This window comes from Paraburkholderia sp. Ac-20336 (assembly GCF_017105025.1).
GTDB lineage: Bacteria > Pseudomonadota > Gammaproteobacteria > Burkholderiales > Burkholderiaceae > Paraburkholderia.
Genome location: NZ_JAAGPS010000054.1, coordinates 1 through 16201, shown reverse-complemented (window position 1 = coordinate 16201; position 16201 = coordinate 1). Strand labels below are relative to the sequence as shown.

General features: G+C 64.1%; 14 protein-coding genes. 4 read left to right on the top strand and 10 right to left on the bottom strand.

Annotated elements, in window-relative coordinates; translation table 11 throughout:
- Positions 1–43: 43 nt before the first annotated feature.
- Entirely contained in the window at positions 44–3667 is a 3624-nt protein-coding gene (locus GXB81_RS16925; RefSeq protein ID WP_205989829.1) for an indolepyruvate ferredoxin oxidoreductase family protein, read from the bottom strand.
- Between the two features lie 378 nt (positions 3668–4045).
- Between GXB81_RS16925 and GXB81_RS16920 the strand changes: the two genes are divergently transcribed.
- Positions 4046–4228, top strand: a complete 183-nt coding sequence (locus GXB81_RS16920) for a hypothetical protein (protein ID WP_167047580.1) — start codon at positions 4046–4048, stop codon at positions 4226–4228.
- A 154-nt stretch (positions 4229–4382) separates the two neighbouring features.
- Here the strand turns inward: GXB81_RS16920 and hppD are convergent, their stop codons facing one another.
- Positions 4383–5480 carry a 4-hydroxyphenylpyruvate dioxygenase gene (gene hppD / locus GXB81_RS16915; protein ID WP_205989828.1) on the bottom strand — a complete coding sequence of 366 codons (1098 nt, stop codon included), beginning with the start codon at positions 5478–5480 and terminating at the stop codon, positions 4383–4385.
- Between the two features lie 190 nt (positions 5481–5670).
- Between hppD and GXB81_RS16910 the strand changes: the two genes are divergently transcribed.
- Positions 5671–6168 (top strand): Lrp/AsnC family transcriptional regulator, encoded by a 498-nt coding sequence (locus tag GXB81_RS16910; protein ID WP_167047585.1) that lies wholly within the window; start codon positions 5671–5673, stop codon positions 6166–6168.
- 114 nt (positions 6169–6282) lie between these two features.
- Here the strand turns inward: GXB81_RS16910 and GXB81_RS16905 are convergent, their stop codons facing one another.
- The 8 genes from GXB81_RS16905 to paaA form a co-directional block, all read right to left on the bottom strand.
- Complete coding sequence (locus GXB81_RS16905; protein ID WP_205989827.1) at positions 6283–6951, bottom strand: GNAT family N-acetyltransferase; 669 nt, start codon at positions 6949–6951, stop codon at positions 6283–6285.
- Between the two features lie 323 nt (positions 6952–7274).
- Positions 7275–7886 (bottom strand): TetR/AcrR family transcriptional regulator, encoded by a 612-nt coding sequence (locus GXB81_RS16900; protein WP_167047591.1) that lies wholly within the window; start codon positions 7884–7886, stop codon positions 7275–7277.
- An 11-nt stretch (positions 7887–7897) separates the two neighbouring features.
- Entirely contained in the window at positions 7898–8713 is an 816-nt protein-coding gene (locus GXB81_RS16895) for a DUF1835 domain-containing protein (RefSeq protein ID WP_167047594.1), read from the bottom strand.
- A gap of 212 nt (positions 8714–8925) precedes the next feature.
- The gene (gene paaE / locus GXB81_RS16890) at positions 8926–10014 is read right to left on the bottom strand and encodes a 1,2-phenylacetyl-CoA epoxidase subunit PaaE (RefSeq protein ID WP_205989826.1); all 1089 of its coding nucleotides are present in this window, start codon (positions 10012–10014) and stop codon (positions 8926–8928) included.
- Position 10015: 1 nt separating this feature from the next.
- Positions 10016–10594 carry a 1,2-phenylacetyl-CoA epoxidase subunit PaaD gene (gene paaD, locus GXB81_RS16885; protein ID WP_205989825.1) on the bottom strand — a complete coding sequence of 193 codons (579 nt, stop codon included), beginning with the start codon at positions 10592–10594 and terminating at the stop codon, positions 10016–10018.
- 8 nt (positions 10595–10602) lie between these two features.
- On the bottom strand, positions 10603–11406 hold the full coding sequence (gene paaC / locus GXB81_RS16880) for a 1,2-phenylacetyl-CoA epoxidase subunit PaaC (RefSeq protein WP_205989824.1): 804 nt from the start codon (positions 11404–11406) through the stop codon (positions 10603–10605).
- An 8-nt stretch (positions 11407–11414) separates the two neighbouring features.
- Positions 11415–11699, bottom strand: a complete 285-nt coding sequence (gene paaB, locus GXB81_RS16875; protein ID WP_167047604.1) for a 1,2-phenylacetyl-CoA epoxidase subunit PaaB — start codon at positions 11697–11699, stop codon at positions 11415–11417.
- Between the two features lie 47 nt (positions 11700–11746).
- Positions 11747–12745, bottom strand: a complete 999-nt coding sequence (gene paaA / locus GXB81_RS16870) for a 1,2-phenylacetyl-CoA epoxidase subunit PaaA (RefSeq protein WP_167284458.1) — start codon at positions 12743–12745, stop codon at positions 11747–11749.
- A gap of 249 nt (positions 12746–12994) precedes the next feature.
- On the opposite strand from paaA, the gene GXB81_RS16865 reads away from it, so the two are divergent.
- Positions 12995–14617, top strand: coding sequence for an NAD(P)/FAD-dependent oxidoreductase (locus GXB81_RS16865; RefSeq protein WP_167284459.1), 1623 nt, complete (start codon positions 12995–12997; stop codon positions 14615–14617).
- A gap of 112 nt (positions 14618–14729) precedes the next feature.
- Positions 14730–16007, top strand: coding sequence for an SGNH/GDSL hydrolase family protein (locus GXB81_RS16860; RefSeq protein WP_167047613.1), 1278 nt, complete (start codon positions 14730–14732; stop codon positions 16005–16007).
- Positions 16008–16201 lie beyond the last annotated feature (194 nt).

The following is a 16201-nucleotide window of genomic DNA, read 5'->3' as shown; positions in this document are numbered from 1 at the left end:
AACCCGGCGGCTCCGATCCAGTCTTAAAGCTCCTGCATGCTGATCAGGCCGCGTGCTGTGTTTTCCCCGCATCCGGCGAGCGCCAACGCGCGAGCAGTTCGTTCCACCTGATGCGCACGCCCTTGAGGTTGTTCTCCTTCACGTGACCATATCCGCGAATGCCGTCGGGCAGATTCGCGAGCTCGACCGCGAGCTCGCGCTTTTGCGCTGCGTTTTGCACCTCGTTTTGGACCGTTAGTCCGCCGATCAGCTCGCGCACGAGCGCCTCGTATTCGCCGATCAGCGCGCGCTCGGTGCGGCGCTCCTCGGTCTTGCCGAACACGTCGAGCGCGGTGCCGCGCAGGAACTTGAGTTTCGCGAGCACGTGCATCGCGCGGAACATCCACGGGCCGTACTTTTTCTTCACGAGATGGCCGTGCGCGTCCTTCTTCGACAGCGTCGGCGGCGCGAGATGCAGATGCAGCTTCCAGTCGCCCTCGAACGTCGCATTCAGCTTTTCGATGAACACCGGGTCGCTATACAGACGCGCGACTTCGTATTCGTCCTTGTAGGCCATCAGCTTGTGCAGATTCTTCGCGACCGCTTCCGTGAGCGGCAACTGGCCGTCGATGGAATCGAGCGCTTCTTCGGCCGCCCGCACCTGCGCGACCAGTGCGCGATAGCGCTCCGCATAGGCGCGGTTCTGCCATGCGGCGAGGTAGTCGGCGCGCTTGTCGATCAGCGTGTCGAGTGCCTTCGGCGTGTGCAGCGCGATGATCTTGCCGCTCGCGTTGTCCGCCGCGTCGGCGCGTCCCTGCGTTTGCGCGATCTTGCGGACCTCGGCGAGATCGTGCGCGGCGCGCCGGCCCCATTCGAATGCCGCACGGTTTTTCTCGACCTGCACGTTGTTCAGCTCGATCGCGCGAATCAGCGACTGATACGTGAGCGGCACCCAGCCGCGCTGCCAGGCGTAGCCGAGCACGAACGGGTTCGTGTAGATCGCGTCACCGAGCAGCGCGACCGCGAAGCGATTCGCGTCGACGGTCGCGACGTTGTCGTCGCCGGCCGCGGCGCGCACGTCGGCTTCGGTGCTGCTGCCGGGGAAGCGCCAGTTCGGGTTCTTGATGAGTTCGGCGGTCGGCGTGTGCGCGCTGTTCAGCACGACGCGCGTATGGCCGTCCTGCATCCGCGACATGCAATCGGCGCTCGCGGTCACGATCGCATCGCAGCCGATCACGAGGCTCGCTTCGCCCATCGCGATACGGGTCGCGTGAATGTCGGCGGGCTGGTTCGCGATCTGCACGTGGCTCATCACGGCGCCGCCTTTCTGCGCGAGGCCGGTCACGTCGAGCACGGTGACGCCCTTGTTCTCTAGATGCGCGGCCATGCCGAGCAGCGCGCCGATCGTGACGACGCCCGTGCCGCCGACGCCCGTCACGAGCACGCCGTACGGACGGTCGATGGCCGGCAGTTCGGGCTCGGGCACCGGCGGCATTGCATCGGCGCCGACGCCCGACGCTGCCTTCGGCTTGCGCAACTGCCCGCCTTCAACGGAGACGAAGCTCGGGCAGAAGCCGTTCACGCACGAGAAGTCCTTGTTGCAGGTCGACTGGTTGATCTGGCGTTTCGTGCCGTACTCGGTGTCGAGCGGCTCGACCGACAGGCAGTTCGACTTTACCGAGCAGTCGCCGCAGCCTTCGCAGACCGCCTCGTTGATGACGACGCGCCGTGCCGGATCGGGATACGCGCCGCGTTTGCGGCGGCGGCGCTTTTCGGTCGAGCAGGTCTGGTCGTAGATCAGGATCGTAGTGCCCGGAATCTCGCGCAACTGCCGCTGCACCTCGTCGAGCTGGTCGCGGTGATGAATGTCGACGCCTGGCGCAAGACCGGTGTTCGTCGCGTACTTCTCGGGCTCGTCGGTGACGATGACGATTTTCTCCGCGCCTTCGGCGGCCAGCTGATGCGTGATCTGCGGCACGGTCAGCACGCCGTCGACCGGCTGGCCGCCCGTCATCGCGACCGCGTCGTTGTAGAGCAGCTTGTAGGTAATGTTCGCCTTCGAGGCGATCGCCGCGCGAATCGCGAGCAGCCCCGAGTGGAAGTAGGTGCCGTCGCCGAGATTGGCGAACACGTGCTTGTCGTTCGTGAACGGCGCCTGGCCGATCCACGCGACGCCTTCGCCGCCCATCTGGCTGAACGTGCTGGTGCTGCGGTCCATCCAGACCGTCATGTAATGGCAGCCGATGCCGGCCATCGCGCGTGAGCCTTCCGGCACGTTGGTCGAGGTGTTGTGCGGGCAGCCCGAGCAGAACCACGGCTTGCGCTCGACTTCGACGCGCGGGCGCGCGAGTGCCTTTTCCTTCGCGTCGATTACCGCGATGCGCGCGGCGATGCGGGCGCGCACGTCCGACGGCAGGTCGAACTTGTCGAGCCGCGTGGCGATTGCCTTTGCGATGATCGCGGGCGACAGCTCGTAGTGAGCCGGCAGCAGCCAGTTGCCCATCGGCACCGACCATTCGCCGCCCGCGCCGTCCTTTTCGTCGAACTTGCCGAACACGCGCGGACGCTGCGTGTCGGGCCAGTTGTACAGCTCTTCCTTGATTGCGTATTCGAGGATCTGGCGCTTTTCCTCGACCACGAGAATTTCGTCGAGACCGCGCGCGAAGGCCTGCGCGCCTTGCGCTTCGAGCGGCCACACGCAGCCGACCTTGTAGAGACGGATGCCGATGCGCGAGCAGGTTTCGTCGTCGAGGCCGAGGTCGGTCAGCGCCTGGCGCACGTCGAGATAAGCCTTGCCGCCGGTCATGATGCCGAAGCGCGCATGCGGCGAATCGATTTCGACGCGATCGAGTCTGTTCGCGCGCACGTAGGCGAGGCCCGCGTACCACTTGTAGTCGAGCAGACGCGCTTCCTGCACGAGCGGCGGATCGGGCCAGCGGATGTTGAGCCCGCCGTCGGGCATCACGAAATCTTCGGGCAGGATGATGCTCGTGCGGTGTGGGTCGATATCGACCGACGCCGACGATTCGACCACGTCGGTCACGCATTTCATCGCGACCCAGAGGCCCGAGTAGCGGCTCATGGCCCAGCCGTGCAGGCCGAAGTCGAGATATTCCTGCACGTTCGACGGAAACAGCACGGGCAGTCCGCACGCCTTGAAGAGGTGCTCGGACTGGTGCGCGAGTGTCGAGGATTTAGCCGCGTGGTCGTCGCCGGCGAGCACCAGAACGCCGCCGTGCCGCGACGAGCCGGCCGAGTTGCCGTGCTTGAGCACGTCGCCGGAGCGATCGACGCCGGGGCCCTTGCCGTACCACATCGAGAACACGCCATCGTATTTGGCGCTCGGATACAGATTGACCTGCTGCGAGCCCCACACGGCGGTGGCGGCGAGGTCTTCGTTGACGCCGGGCTGGAACACGACCTGATGCGCGGCGAGATGCTTTTTCGCCTTCCACAGCGACTGGTCGAGTCCGCCGAGCGGCGAGCCGCGATAGCCGGAGATAAAGCCGGCGGTGTTGAGGCCGGCGGCGCGGTCGCGTTCCTGTTGCAGCATCGGCAGACGCACCAGCGCCTGGATGCCGCTCATGTACGCGCGGCCGCGTTCGAGGGTGTATTTGTCGTCGAGCGTGACGGAAGACAACGCGGCTTCGAGCGAGGCTCGCTGACCTGCGTCTAGCGGGGCATTCATTATGTGTACTCCTCCACTCAGCTTGGGATCACCAAAACTTTTCTGGCTCCCGGCATCTTGTGAATGCTGGGGCCGGGGTCGTCATATTGACGGGTTTTAAGCGATGGTAGCACTGGTGGAAACCCGCCGCAGCAGCCCGAAAAATGCGGCGATGCGGCGTGGGTTCGGCGCGAATGGCAGCAGGTTGCAAGCCGTTTTCATGCATTTGCCTTGCATTTCGCTCCTATTGCGATTGCGCATGTAACAAGCTGTAAAACCTACAAAATCGCGGAACCGTAGTGAAAATCACTGTCTAATCCGCGACCTGCGTGCAATGTCTTCAATGCGCCGCATTCGGCGGAGCTGCGTGACAGCAGGGCAGTCAGAAAAGGAGTACGCATGAACACGAGAAATATCCAGACCTTCCTGATGGTATCGGCCGCTTTTTTCGCGATGAGCGCGCCGGTCCGTTCGAACGCGGGCAGCACCAGCGCGTTGTCGAACGCAATCAGCCGCGCGGCGCAGGTCGCGCCTGTCAGGCTGGCAAGGAGCCAGAGCGAGCGTTCGGTCAGAGCCGACTAGAGCCCGCGGAATTCGTGATGTACCGCGTTTGCGGTGTGTCGTTTGACAACCGGCCGCGCTCCCGATGAGGATCGCGGCGTAAGCGGAAAAAGGGCGAGGGTCTTACGATCCTCGCCCTTTTTTCATGATGGCGCGTGCCGGTCGCGTTGCGCTGTCAGGTCTTGTCCTGCACGACGCCGCGGCGAATCTGATCGAGCTCGATCGATTCGAACAGCGCCTTGAAGTTGCCTTCGCCGAAGCCCTGATTGCCCTTGCGCTGGATGATCTCGAAGAAGATCGGGCCGATCTGGTTTTCGGTGAAGATCTGCAGTAGCAGATCGTTCGGCGCGCCGTCGATCAGGATCTTGCGCTTGCGCAGTTCCTCGAGCGGCTCGCCGTGGCCCGGTACGCGGCGATCGACGAGTTCGTAGTACGTGTCGATCGTGTCGAGCAGCGAGATGTGCGAGCCGCGTAGACCGTCCACGGTGCGGTAGATGTCGCCGGTGCCGAGCGCGATGTGCTGAATCCCTTCGCCGTGGTAGGCGTCCAGATACTCCTGAATCTGGCCGGCCGTATCCGAGCCTTCCTCGTTGATCGGAATGCGGATCTTGCCGCAGGGCGAGGTCATCGCCTTCGACTTCACGCCGGTCACCTTGCCTTCGATGTCGAAGTAACGCACCTCGCGGAAATTGAACAGGCGCTCGTAGAACTCGGCCCATTCCTGCATGCGGCCGCGATGCACGTTGTGCGTGAGGTGATCGATATAGGTCAGGCCGTGGCCGACCGGGTTCGGATTCGCGCCGGGAATCGGTTCGAAGTCGACATCGTAAATGTCGATATCGCCGATGCTGTTCGGCGTCGCGCCGTTCTTGCCGCGCCAGCGGTCGACGAAATAGATCAGCGAATCGCCGATGCCCTTGATCGCCGGAATGTTCAGCTCCATCGGGCCGGTCTTGTTGTCGAAGCCCCACGCGCCTTTTTCGAGCGCCTGGCTGTAAGCCTTGGCAGCGTCCTGCACGCGGAACGCGATCGCGCAGATCGACGGGCCATGCAGCCGTGCGAAGCGCTGTGCAAACGAATGCTTTTCCGCGTTGACGATGAAGTTGATCTCGCCCTGGCGATACAGCGTCACGTCCTTATGACGATGCCGCGCGACGGCGGTGAAGCCCATCCGCTCGAAGAGCTTGCCGAGCGCTTTCGGGTCCGGCGCGGTGTACTCGATGAATTCGAAACCGTCGGTGCCGACCGGGTTTTCCCAAGTTGAAACCTGCATTGTCTGTCTCCGTTTCCCATGCAAGAGGGCTGCTGAGGTGCGCTGGCGGTGAGCGCGTGGGGCGGTCGGTTGAGGGCGACCGGATACCACCAGTGTAGAACCGTGGTGGAGACAAAAACTTGCGAACTTAATCACGCATCACTACGCTTGAGCCAGTTTATGGCTCAATTGCAAAGGTATATGGCAGAACATGGCTAATTCCGAGATAGATGCGATCGACCGGCGCATTCTGGCCATCCTTCAGCAGAACGGCAGGCTGTCGAATCAGGAGATTGCGGAACGGATCAATCTGTCGCCGAGTCCGTGTCTGCGGCGGATTCGCCGGCTGGAGGAAAGTGGCGTGATTCGCGGCTATGTCGCGCTGCTCGACGCGCAGCGGCTCGGGCTCGATCTGCTTGCGTATGTCAGCGTGCGGCTCGAAAAGGGCGGCGGCCGCGCCTTCAGTCCGCACGGCGAAGCCACGCATGCCGATCTGTTCGGCGCGGCCGTGCAGACGTGGCCCGAGGTGGTGGCCTGTCACGCGATGACCGGCGAGATGGACTATCTGCTGCGCGTCCAGGTCGAGGACATGGCGCATTTTTCGCGCTTCGTGCAGGATCAGTTGCTGCGGCATCCGTCGGTGATCGACGTGAAATCGAGCTTCTCGCTCGAAAAGATCAAGGAAACGACGGCGCTGCCTATTCTGTGAGCGTTGTCGGCGGCATTACCGGTGCGAAGCGTGGCGTTTGCCGCGAGGCAAAGCGCGGACAGAAAAAAGGGCGACCTTGCGGCCGCCCCCTTCTCATTTCCCCGTAGCGATTATTCAGGCAGCGACGGCTGCCGGCATGAACGACTCGAAGAGCCGCGATGCCTGGCGCGCCTGGCGCTTGAGTGCGTAGTCGAGCACTGCGGCCTGCTCCTGCAGCATCTCGGCGAGGATGCTCGACCGGTCGGCGGGGGCCAGCGTCAGATAGGCATCGGCTTCGCCGTACGCGTATTCGATCTTCATGCCGGCCTTTTTCGCGATATGCATCATCGTCGAATTGCGTGACAGGCAGTGGATATACAGCATCGTGACGCGCGTGTTGCGGCTGCGGATCGCGGCGCGCTCGAACAGCTTCGTGCCGATGCCCTGGCCGCGCGCGCTTTCCAGTACCGACACGCCGAATTCGGCGGTGCGCTTGTCGCCTTCGGCCGGCAGATAGGCCAGATGGCCGACGCCGGTGAGTTCGAGCTTGCTGTTGAATACGCCGAACACGGTGTCGCGCGTGAAGTCGATCGCGCGCACGTAGTTTTCGATGACGTGATTCGGTACGACCTGGCCGAAGCGCAGCAGACGATCGTCTTCTTCGAGCGCAAGGAAGTGGGCCAGCAGCCGTTCGCGGTCGATCGCGGTGAGCTCACGGACCAGAGCGGGCTCGCGTCCAGCAGACAGCGACGGACGATCGTTTGCGACGATCGGCTCGGCGATGCGGGGTGTCAGCGTGTTCATGGTCGGGTTCTCCTTTTGATCAGGCGGCGTGGTGCACCGCAAAATCGATTCTAGCGGAAACCAAGCTCACTCACTAGGGAAAACCCGTATAAAAACCCGAGGGGATAATCTAAAATACTCTGGCTCTATTTTTAATTATTTGATTTGTATGTAAAAAATAAAATGAACGGGCGTTCGTGGAAGGATGCCTCACGCATATAATTCAGACATGTCTTAAGCGGTCAACCGTTCTGGATATTGCTGCTTTGCGTCATTTCGTGTGGTGCGCGAGCCGGCATTCCGCCGTGGGCCGGCGCACCGGCTCCTTGCGCGGAGCCGCCGTCTCAGTGCGCCGGCGCCGGGCCGAAACCGTGCTCGAGCACGTCCACCACCTGCTCGGCGAACTCGCGGTAGCCCATCTTGCCGTCCGGCTTCAACCACGTGAACGTCCAGTTGATCATGCCGAACACCATCATCGTCAGCGCGGTCTGGTTGTCGCGCGTCGCGCGCTCGGGGTAAGCGCGCGCGAGCTGGCGCGCGAAGGCCGAGACTACGTCGCGCTGACGGTTCAGGATGATCTCGCGTTGCGCGTCGACCAGATACTTCACGTCGTTCAGCAGCGCGACGTGCCGGCTGTGCGACGTTTCATACTCGGAGAGGAACGCGCGGATCAGCTCGGCGAAGGTCTCGCGCTCGCTGAGTCCGCGCCGCTGGCTTGCGCCTTCCACCTCGGTGATGATCAGCATCAGCCGCTTCGTGTAGCGGTCGAGCAGATCGAACAGGATCGCTTCCTTGCTCGCGTAGTAGTGATAGAGGCGCGCTTTCGAGGTGCCGCTCGCCGCGGCCAGATCGGCCATCGACGTGCTCGGATAGCTGGTCTGCGCGAATTTTTCCGCGGCCAGTTCGAGAATCTGCTCGCGTTGGGTTTCGTGGTCGGGGGCTCGGGTGCGGGCCATAGTCGTTTGTTTTACGGGTTTGAGCGGAGGGCGAACGTGGCGCACAGTTCGAGCGAGCGCCAGGCGTTCGTGTCGCCGCGCAGGCGGATACGCCGTCTGGCCGCCAGTTCGCGCAGGCGCCACAGCACGATGCTGTCGCTGACGAGGAACCAGAGTTCGGCGCTCATCACCCCGGCGGCGATGCGCGCGGCGGGCTGCCATGCTTCGGCGGCGTGATCGAGGATCAGCGCGTCGAGTTCGGCGAAGCTGCTGCTCGTGAACGTGTTGTCGCGCCAGCGCCGGGTTTCGCCGTTCGCGTGCTTGACTTCCTGCCATTCGAGCGCAAGCCGGCTGATACGTAGCACGGAAATCGGCGCGGCGTCGGGCAGGCGCGACTGCAGCACATCCGGTGCGAACATGCCGACCGACGTCGCGCGGTCCTTGCGGGTATGCGCCCACGCGAGCGGATCGGTGAGATCGGCAATCGACAGCCGCACCTCGTTCAGACGCTGCGGACTATTGCGCAGGTAGTAGCAGACCCGGCGCAGCATCAGCTGATCGGACGAGCTTTCGCCGTGCCACACGACCAGATTCGCGGTTCCGTTCGCGATGCTGTTCAGCGCCGCGGCCTGATCGCGGAATTCCTGCAGGAAATTGCGCTTTGTGTCCGCGCTCACGCGCTCCCAGAAATCGGCGCGCATGTCTGGACCGTCGTCGATGCCGCGCAGCGGGCCGACGGCCAGATCGTCCCGCAACGCCTGCACGCGGTCGTCGCGGCCGGCCTGGGCCAGCGCGGAACGGAGGGATTCGGCGGCGACGTCGCCGTTGGTGAGGTGAATCGTGCTCATGGACAAAGGCTTGCTGTGGCGCTTGCGGCGGTGACAAAAAGAGGCCGCTCATCGACCGGAAACCGACGTTCCGGTCGATGAGCGGCCCCTAGTGTAAGCGGATCGCGAAATGGCCGAAAGCGCGCCGGCCGTCGGGCAGACGTAGCGCCGCGTCAAAAGCGCAATGCTGCCGAGTCGTGTCCGACCATGATAGAGCGCGGATTGCCTTTGGCTTAACGCTCGTCGTAGCTCACCACCACGCGCTCGCTGACCGGATGGCACTGGCAGGTCAGCACGAAACCGTCGCGGATTTCGTGTTCTTCGAGCGTGTAGTTCTTTTCCATCTTCACTTCGCCTTCGAGCACCTTCGCGCGGCAGGTGCAGCAGACGCCGCCCTTGCACGCATACGGCAGCGCGAGGCCGGCGCGCAGGCCGACGTCGAGCACGCTCACGCCCTGATAGGGCAGGCGCAGCTTGCGCCGTTTGCCGTCGAGCACGATTTCGAGATCGGCAGCGGGCGTGTCTTCGGTGATTTCGACGGGCGGCACGCCCGCTTGCGGCAGCGGCGTGCCGAAGCGCTCGACGTGCACTTTCGCGGGCGGCACGCCGGCGGCTTTCAGCGCGGCTTCGGCGGCGTCCATCATCGGCGCGGGGCCGCAGATGAACGCTTCGTCGATTGCCTCGGCCGGCAGCAGCTGTTCCATGAAGGCCGCGCACTTCTGCTGATCGAGCACGCCGTTGAACAGCTCGACGTCCTGCAGATCGTCCGACAGCACGTGGTACAGCACGAAGCGGTTCATGAAGCGGTTCTTCAGGTCTTCGAGTTCCTCGGCGAACATGATCTGGTCGACGCTGCGGTTGCCGTACACGAGCGTGAAGGTGCTGCGCGGCTCGATTTCGAGCGTCGTCTTGATGATCGCGAGCACCGGCGTGATGCCCGAGCCGCCCGAAAACGCGAGGTACTGCTTGCCCTGCTCGGCGTTCAGGTGCGTGAAGAAGCGGCCATCCGGCGTCATCACGTCGATTGTGTGGCCGGGCTGCAGCGTGTCGAACGCGAAGTTCGAGAAACGCCCGCCGCGCACGCGCTTGATGCCGATGCGCAACTCGCCGTCGCGATCGTAGTCGGTGACGCCCACACAGATCGAATACGAGCGGCGCGTTTCCTCGCCGTCGATATGCGTCTTCAGCGTGACGAACTGGCCCTGCGTGAAGCGATAGTGGTTGCGCAGTTCGACCGGGACTTCGAACGCGACCGAGACCGCGTCGGCGGTTTCGGGGCGCACTTCGCGAATACGCAGCGGATGAAATTGCGGGGTGGCCATATCAGTACGGTTTGAAGTAGTCGAAGGGTTCGCGGCAGTCGAGGCAGCGGTACAGGGCTTTGCAGGCGGTCGAGCCGAATTGCGCGAGCCGCTCGGTGTGCGCGGAGCCGCAGCGTGGGCAGGCCGGCGCCGACAGCGAGCGCGGCACGAAGCGCAGCACTTTTTCCCGCGGCGCGGCTTGGGTCCTGGCGGCGGAACCGCAGTTGCCCGTCGGCGGCGCGATACCGTAGGCGCGCAGTTTTTCGCGGGCGTCGGCGGTGATCCAGTCGGTGGTCCAGGCCGGCGCGAGCACGGTGGCGACGCGGTAGGGCGCGAGTTGCGCGGCGTCGAGCGCATGACCGACGTCTTCGGCGATCTGCGACATCGCCGGGCAGCCCGAGTAGGTTGGCGTAATCACGACTTCGAGCACGCCGTCGGCGGCGCGCCGCACGTCGCGCAGGATGCCGAGCTCGCGGATCGATACCACCGGAATCTCCGGGTCCGGCACCGCTTCGAGCACGGCCCACGCGCGCGCGAGCGCCGGGTCGGTGGCGGTATGAGCAGCGGTATTGGCTGCGAGCGGAGCGGTCGAGGTCGTCATCGCGCGCTTTACCAGGTTGCGCCCGGATGCTGGCGCGCGAGGCTCTGCATTTCGGCGAGCACGAAGCCCATATGCTCCGAATGCTCGCCGTGCTTGCCGGTGCTCACGTGCCTGACCGCTTCGGGCAGCGTCAAGGTCGCTTCGTCGAGTGTGGCGCGCACGTCTTCGAGCCAGGCGGTTTCCAGTTCCGACGTGCGCGGGCCGATGCCGGCCGCGGCGATCACGTCTTCCACCGCATCCGCGCTGAAAAACTCGCGCGTGTACGGCATCAGATAGTCGAGCGCGGCTTGCGCGCGGCGATGCGATTCGTCGGTGCCGTCGCCGAAGCGGATCAGCCACTCGCCGGCGTGATGCACGTGGTACGTCGTTTCCTTGATCGACTTCGCGGCGATCGCCGCCAGTTGCTCGCCCGTGGAGTTCGCCAGCGCGCTCCACAGATGCGCCATCAGCGTCGAGTACAGGAAATTGCGCACGATCGTGACCGCGTAATCCTTTTCGGTTTGCGCGGTGCCGGCGAGCGGGCCGTAGTGCGGCAGCTCGACGAGCGTGTAGTTGGCGAACTCGCGTTCGGTGCGGAAGTACGCGTAGTCGTCCTCGGTACGCTGCTTGCCGGTGAGCTGCTGTTCGAGCGCGGCCGCATGCGTGTACAGCAGACGCGCCTGGCCGATCAGGTCGAGGCTCATGTTCGACAGCGCGATGTCCTCTTCGAGGATCGGGCCGTGGCCGCTCCACTCGGTGTTGCGCTGACCGAGGATCAGCGCGGTATCCGCGAGACGCAGCACGTACTGGAGGTGTTGGGGCGTGATAGGCATGGCCGCGCTTACATGTGGTTGACTTCGTCGGGGAGCGTGTAGAACGTCGGGTGACGGTAGATCTTGTCGGCCGCCGGTTCGAACAGCTCGGCCTTCTCGTCCGGCGCGGACGCCGTGATCGCCGAAGACGGCACCACCCAGATGCTCACGCCTTCCTGGCGGCGCGTGTAGACGTCGCGCGCCATGCGCAGCGCCATCGGCGCGTCGGCGGCGTGCAGACTGCCGCAGTGCTTGTGGTCGAGGCCCTGCTTGCTGCGCACGAACACTTCCCAAATCGGCCATTCCTTGTTCATTGCTGATCTCCTGATTCCTGACTTTCGCTAATCGCGCGCCGTGCGGTTCAGGCGGCGTGCTGCTGCGCGCGCTGGCGCTTCTTTTCGGCGTGGGCGAGCGCGGCTTCGCGCACCCAGGCGCCGTCTTCGTGGGCTTTGACGCGGGTCGCGAGGCGCTCGCGGTTGCACGGGCCGTCGCCGTTCACGACGCGCCAGAACTCTTCCCAGTCGATGTCGCCGTAGTCGTAGTGGCCGCGCGCCTCGTTCCATTTCAGGTCCGGGTCGGGCAGCGTGACGCCGAGCACCCTGGCCTGCTCGACGGTTGCGTCGACGAATTTCTGGCGCAGGTCGTCGTTGGTGATGCGCTTGATGCCCCATTTCGCCGACTGGTTGCTGTGGACCGAATCCTTGTCGCTCGGGCCGAACATCATCAGCACCGGCCACCACCAGCGGTTCACGGCCTGCTGCACCAGTTCGCGCTGGGCTTCGGTGCCGGCCATCATCGCGAGCAGCGAGTCGAAGCCCTGGCGCTGATGGAACGACTCTTCCTTGCAGATGCGGATCATTGCGCGGGCGTACGGGCCGTACGTGCAGCGGCACAGCGGGATCTGGTTCATGATCGCGGCGCCGTCGACGAGCCAGCCGATCACGCCGACGTCGGCCCAGGTGGGCGTCGGGTAGTTGAAGATGCTCGAATACTTGGCCTTGCCCGCGTGCAGCGCGGCGATCAGTTGATCGCGCGACACGCCGAGCGTTTCTGCGGCGCTATATAGATACAGTCCGTGGCCCGCTTCGTCCTGCACCTTGGCGATCAGGATCGCCTTGCGCTTGAGGCTCGGCGCGCGCGTGATCCAGTTGCCCTCGGGCAGCATGCCGACGATTTCCGAATGCGCGTGCTGCGAGATTTGCCGGACCAGCGTTTTGCGGTACGCCTCGGGCATCCAGTCCTGCGGCTCGATCTTGCCGTCGGCGTTCATGACCGCGTCGAAGCGCGCCTGCTCGGGAGAGTTCGCGTCCGCATCGAGCGGGGCGACATTGCCGGGAATATCCAGGGATTGCGTGTACATGGGACGCTCTCTGCGGAAGTGATCTGTGTCGGCGTAGTATAAATCAACCGACCGGTCGGTTAATAAATTTTTTGAGGATAAATGTGTCGACTAATAGGGGCTACCGGGGCGTGTTACGAATCCATTGCGGGTATGCCGCAGTCCTGCGGCACGGGCGGTTCATGACCGGCTGAGGCCCCGTTGCGGCACTTACCCCGGTAAAATTGCGAATTGGCCGCGATTTGCGGCCCACTTGCATCTCCGGTACCCATGTTACGTCTAAGCGAAATCAAACTCCCGCTCGATCATCCCGAAAGCGACCTCGAAGCGGCCGTCCGCGCGCGCCTCGCGGAACTCGGCGTGGCCAGGGACGGGCTCATCCGATACACGGTGTTTCGCCGTGCGCACGACGCGCGCAAACGCGCCGACATCAAGCTCACCTACATCGTCGATGTCGAAGTAACGGATGAGGCGGCCGTGCTGAGGCGGCTCGCCGACGTGCCGCACTGCGGCGTGACGCCCGACATGAGCTACAAGTTCGTCGCAAAGGCGCCCGCGCAGTCGAATGCGCCGCGCCCGGTCGTGATCGGCATGGGGCCGTGCGGGCTGTTCGCGGGGCTGATCCTCGCGCAGATGGGCTTCCGGCCGATCATCCTGGAGCGCGGCAAGGCCGTGCGAGAGCGCACTAAAGATACGTTCGGCCTGTGGCGCAAGTCGGTGCTCAATCCGGAGTCGAACGTGCAGTTCGGCGAGGGCGGCGCGGGCACGTTCTCGGACGGCAAGCTGTACAGCCAGATCAAGGACCCGAAACACTACGGCCGCAAGGTGCTCGACGAATTCGTGCGGGCCGGCGCGCCGGAAGACATTCTTTACCTGAGCCGGCCCCATATCGGCACGTTCCGGCTCGTCAGCATGGTCGAGAAGATGCGCGCGACGATCCACGAGCTGGGCGGCGAGGTGCGCTTCGAAACCCGTGTCGAGGACCTCGACATCGATGACGGCAAGGTGCGCGGGCTGAAGCTTTCCACGGGCGAGACGCTGCGCTGCGATCACGTCGTGCTCGCGGTCGGCCATAGTGCGCGCGATACGTTTCAGATGCTGCACGATCGCGGCGTTTATGTTGAAGCGAAGCCGTTTTCGCTCGGTTTTCGCATCGAGCATCCGCAAGGTGTGATCGACCGCAGCCGTTTTGGCAAATTTGCCGGTCACAAACAACTGGGCGCAGCCGACTATAAGGTGGTGCACCACTGCAGCAACGGGCGCGCGGTCTACAGTTTCTGCATGTGCCCGGGCGGTACGGTGGTCGCGGCGACTTCCGAGCCGGGGCGCGTCGTCACGAACGGCATGAGCCAGTACTCGCGCGCCGAGCGTAATGCGAACGCCGGCATCGTGGTCGGCATTACGCCTGACGATTACCCCGGCGGACCGCTCGCCGGCATCGCTTTCCAGCGCAAATGGGAAGAGCGGGCGTTCGAGCTCGGCGGCGGCAACTATATGGCACCGGGCCAACTGGTCGGCGATTTCATCGCGGGGCGGCCGTCCACGTCGCTCGGCTCGGTGGTGCCGTCGTACAAGCCTGGCGTGCATCCGACCGATCTCAGCACCGCGCTGCCCGATTACGTGATCGAGGCGATCCGCGAAGCGCTGCCGCAGATGGAGAAGAAAATCGCCGGTTTTGCGATGCATGATGCGGTGCTGACGGGCGTCGAGACGAGAACGTCGTCGCCGGTCCGGGTGCGTCGCGGCGACGATTATCAGAGCGTGAACGTCGAAGGGCTGTATCCGGCGGGCGAGGGGGCCGGGTATGCCGGCGGGATTTATTCGGCAGCGATCGACGGGATCGAGGTTGCGGAAGCGCTCGCGCTGAAGCTCGTGGGAGAGCAGACGGCTTGAACTGCGGTGGCGGCGGCGTGCGCGCGGGCGGTGTACGTCGTTGGGTAGCGTTGTCCGCGATTGCCGCGGCGATCGGGCACAATGCGCGTTTCGCCCCGAACCGATCCTCCGAATGACCATTCGCACCTTGGCGGCCGCCTGCGGCGCGGCGCTGCTTGCCCAATTCGCCTCCTTTGCCGTTTCCTCGAACGCTTTTGCCGCCGACACCTCCGGACACTGGGTCGCCGCATGGGCAACCGCGCTGCAGCCCATTCCGCAACGGGCCGAATTGCCCTCGCTTTATCGCGCCCCGGAAGTGGCCGGGCGCACGGTTCGCCAGATCGTTTATCCGACGCTGTCGGGGAAAAGTGCTCGCATTCACCTGAGCAATGCGTATGGCAAGACGCCGCTCGTCATCGATGAGTTGCGCATTGCGCGCTCGGCGGGCGGCGCAGCAGCTGTCGGCGATGGGGTTCGCGTGACTTTCGGTGGTAAGGGGGCGTTGAGCATTCCGCCGGGTGGGGAGCTGGATAGTGATCCGATCGCGCTCGATATCGCTGAAGGCGCACCGTATGCGATCAGTGCGCTCATGGGGCCGGAGCAGCGGATTGTCGCCTGGCACCGCGTGTCGAACCAGGTGAATTATGTGTCGGCGCCCGGCAATCACGCGGCTGATCCTGCCGCCGCGGCGTTTCGTGGCCGGTTCACGCAATACGTGTGGGTGACGGGGTTGTCGGTGGAGGCCGCGGCGCAGTCGGCTGCCATCGCCGCGATCGGCGATTCGATTACCGACGGCATGCGCTCGAGCCTGAACCAGAACCGCCGCTGGCCGGATGCGCTGGCTCACCGGCTGGCAGGCAGTGGCGTGCAGTCGACCGCGATCGTGAATCTCGGTATTAGCGGCAATCGGCTGCTGAGCGATTCACCCTGCTACGGTGACGCGCTCCTGAGCCGTTTTGAGCGCGACGTTTTGCGCCGGCCGGGCGTCAAGGTGGCGATCTTGCTGATCGGTATCAACGACATCAATTTTGCGGCGATGCCGCCGCATGGCGGGCTCGACTGCGATTTCCCGCATACGTCGGTGACGGCCGCCGACCTGATCGCCGGCTATCAGCGAGTGATCGCGGCCGCGCGGCGCGATGGCGTCAAGGTGTTCGGCGCGACGCTGACGCCGGCTTCGTTGCCGCCGGAGCGGGAAAATATCCGGCTCGCCGTCAACCAGTGGATTCGGAGCGGCCATGCTTTTGACGGCGTCGTGGATTTCGACGCGGTGTTGCGCGACCGGGCGCAGCCGGAGCGGTTGCAGCGCGCTTTCGATAGTGGCGATCACATTCATCCGAGCGATGCAGGCTATGCCGCAATGGCTGATGCCGTTCCGATCGAGGCTGTGGTGAGCGCGACGCGGAAGTGAGTCGCTGGAAGTAAGCACCAACATTTTTTAAGTGAAAGCGAAAATGGGGGTTGACGGAGTGGGAAACAGTCTCCATAATCTCGTTTCTCTGCTGCAGACGCAGCGACGCAAACGAAGCGGTGCCGGGTGGTGTTGGGCATGGTTGAGTGAGCGGACTGATCTTTAAAAACCAACAGCCGATAAGTGTGGGCGCT

Bases quoted from the DNA above. Each gene is read 5' to 3' on its own strand.
- GXB81_RS16925 (WP_205989829.1), bottom strand. From the start codon at position 3,667: ATGAATGCCCCGCTAGACGCAGGTCAGCGAGCCTCGCTCGAAGCCGCG.
- GXB81_RS16920 (WP_167047580.1), top strand. From the start codon at position 4,046: ATGAACACGAGAAATATCCAGACCTTCCTGATGGTATCGGCCGCTTTT.
- hppD (WP_205989828.1), bottom strand. From the start codon at position 5,480: ATGCAGGTTTCAACTTGGGAAAACCCGGTCGGCACCGACGGTTTCGAA.
- GXB81_RS16910 (WP_167047585.1), top strand. From the start codon at position 5,671: ATGGCTAATTCCGAGATAGATGCGATCGACCGGCGCATTCTGGCCATC.
- GXB81_RS16905 (WP_205989827.1), bottom strand. From the start codon at position 6,951: ATGAACACGCTGACACCCCGCATCGCCGAGCCGATCGTCGCAAACGAT.
- GXB81_RS16900 (WP_167047591.1), bottom strand. From the start codon at position 7,886: ATGGCCCGCACCCGAGCCCCCGACCACGAAACCCAACGCGAGCAGATT.
- GXB81_RS16895 (WP_167047594.1), bottom strand. From the start codon at position 8,713: ATGAGCACGATTCACCTCACCAACGGCGACGTCGCCGCCGAATCCCTC.
- paaE (WP_205989826.1), bottom strand. From the start codon at position 10,014: ATGGCCACCCCGCAATTTCATCCGCTGCGTATTCGCGAAGTGCGCCCC.
- paaD (WP_205989825.1), bottom strand. From the start codon at position 10,594: ATGACGACCTCGACCGCTCCGCTCGCAGCCAATACCGCTGCTCATACC.
- paaC (WP_205989824.1), bottom strand. From the start codon at position 11,406: ATGCCTATCACGCCCCAACACCTCCAGTACGTGCTGCGTCTCGCGGAT.
- paaB (WP_167047604.1), bottom strand. From the start codon at position 11,699: ATGAACAAGGAATGGCCGATTTGGGAAGTGTTCGTGCGCAGCAAGCAG.
- paaA (WP_167284458.1), bottom strand. From the start codon at position 12,745: ATGTACACGCAATCCCTGGATATTCCCGGCAATGTCGCCCCGCTCGAT.
- GXB81_RS16865 (WP_167284459.1), top strand. From the start codon at position 12,995: ATGTTACGTCTAAGCGAAATCAAACTCCCGCTCGATCATCCCGAAAGC.
- GXB81_RS16860 (WP_167047613.1), top strand. From the start codon at position 14,730: ATGACCATTCGCACCTTGGCGGCCGCCTGCGGCGCGGCGCTGCTTGCC.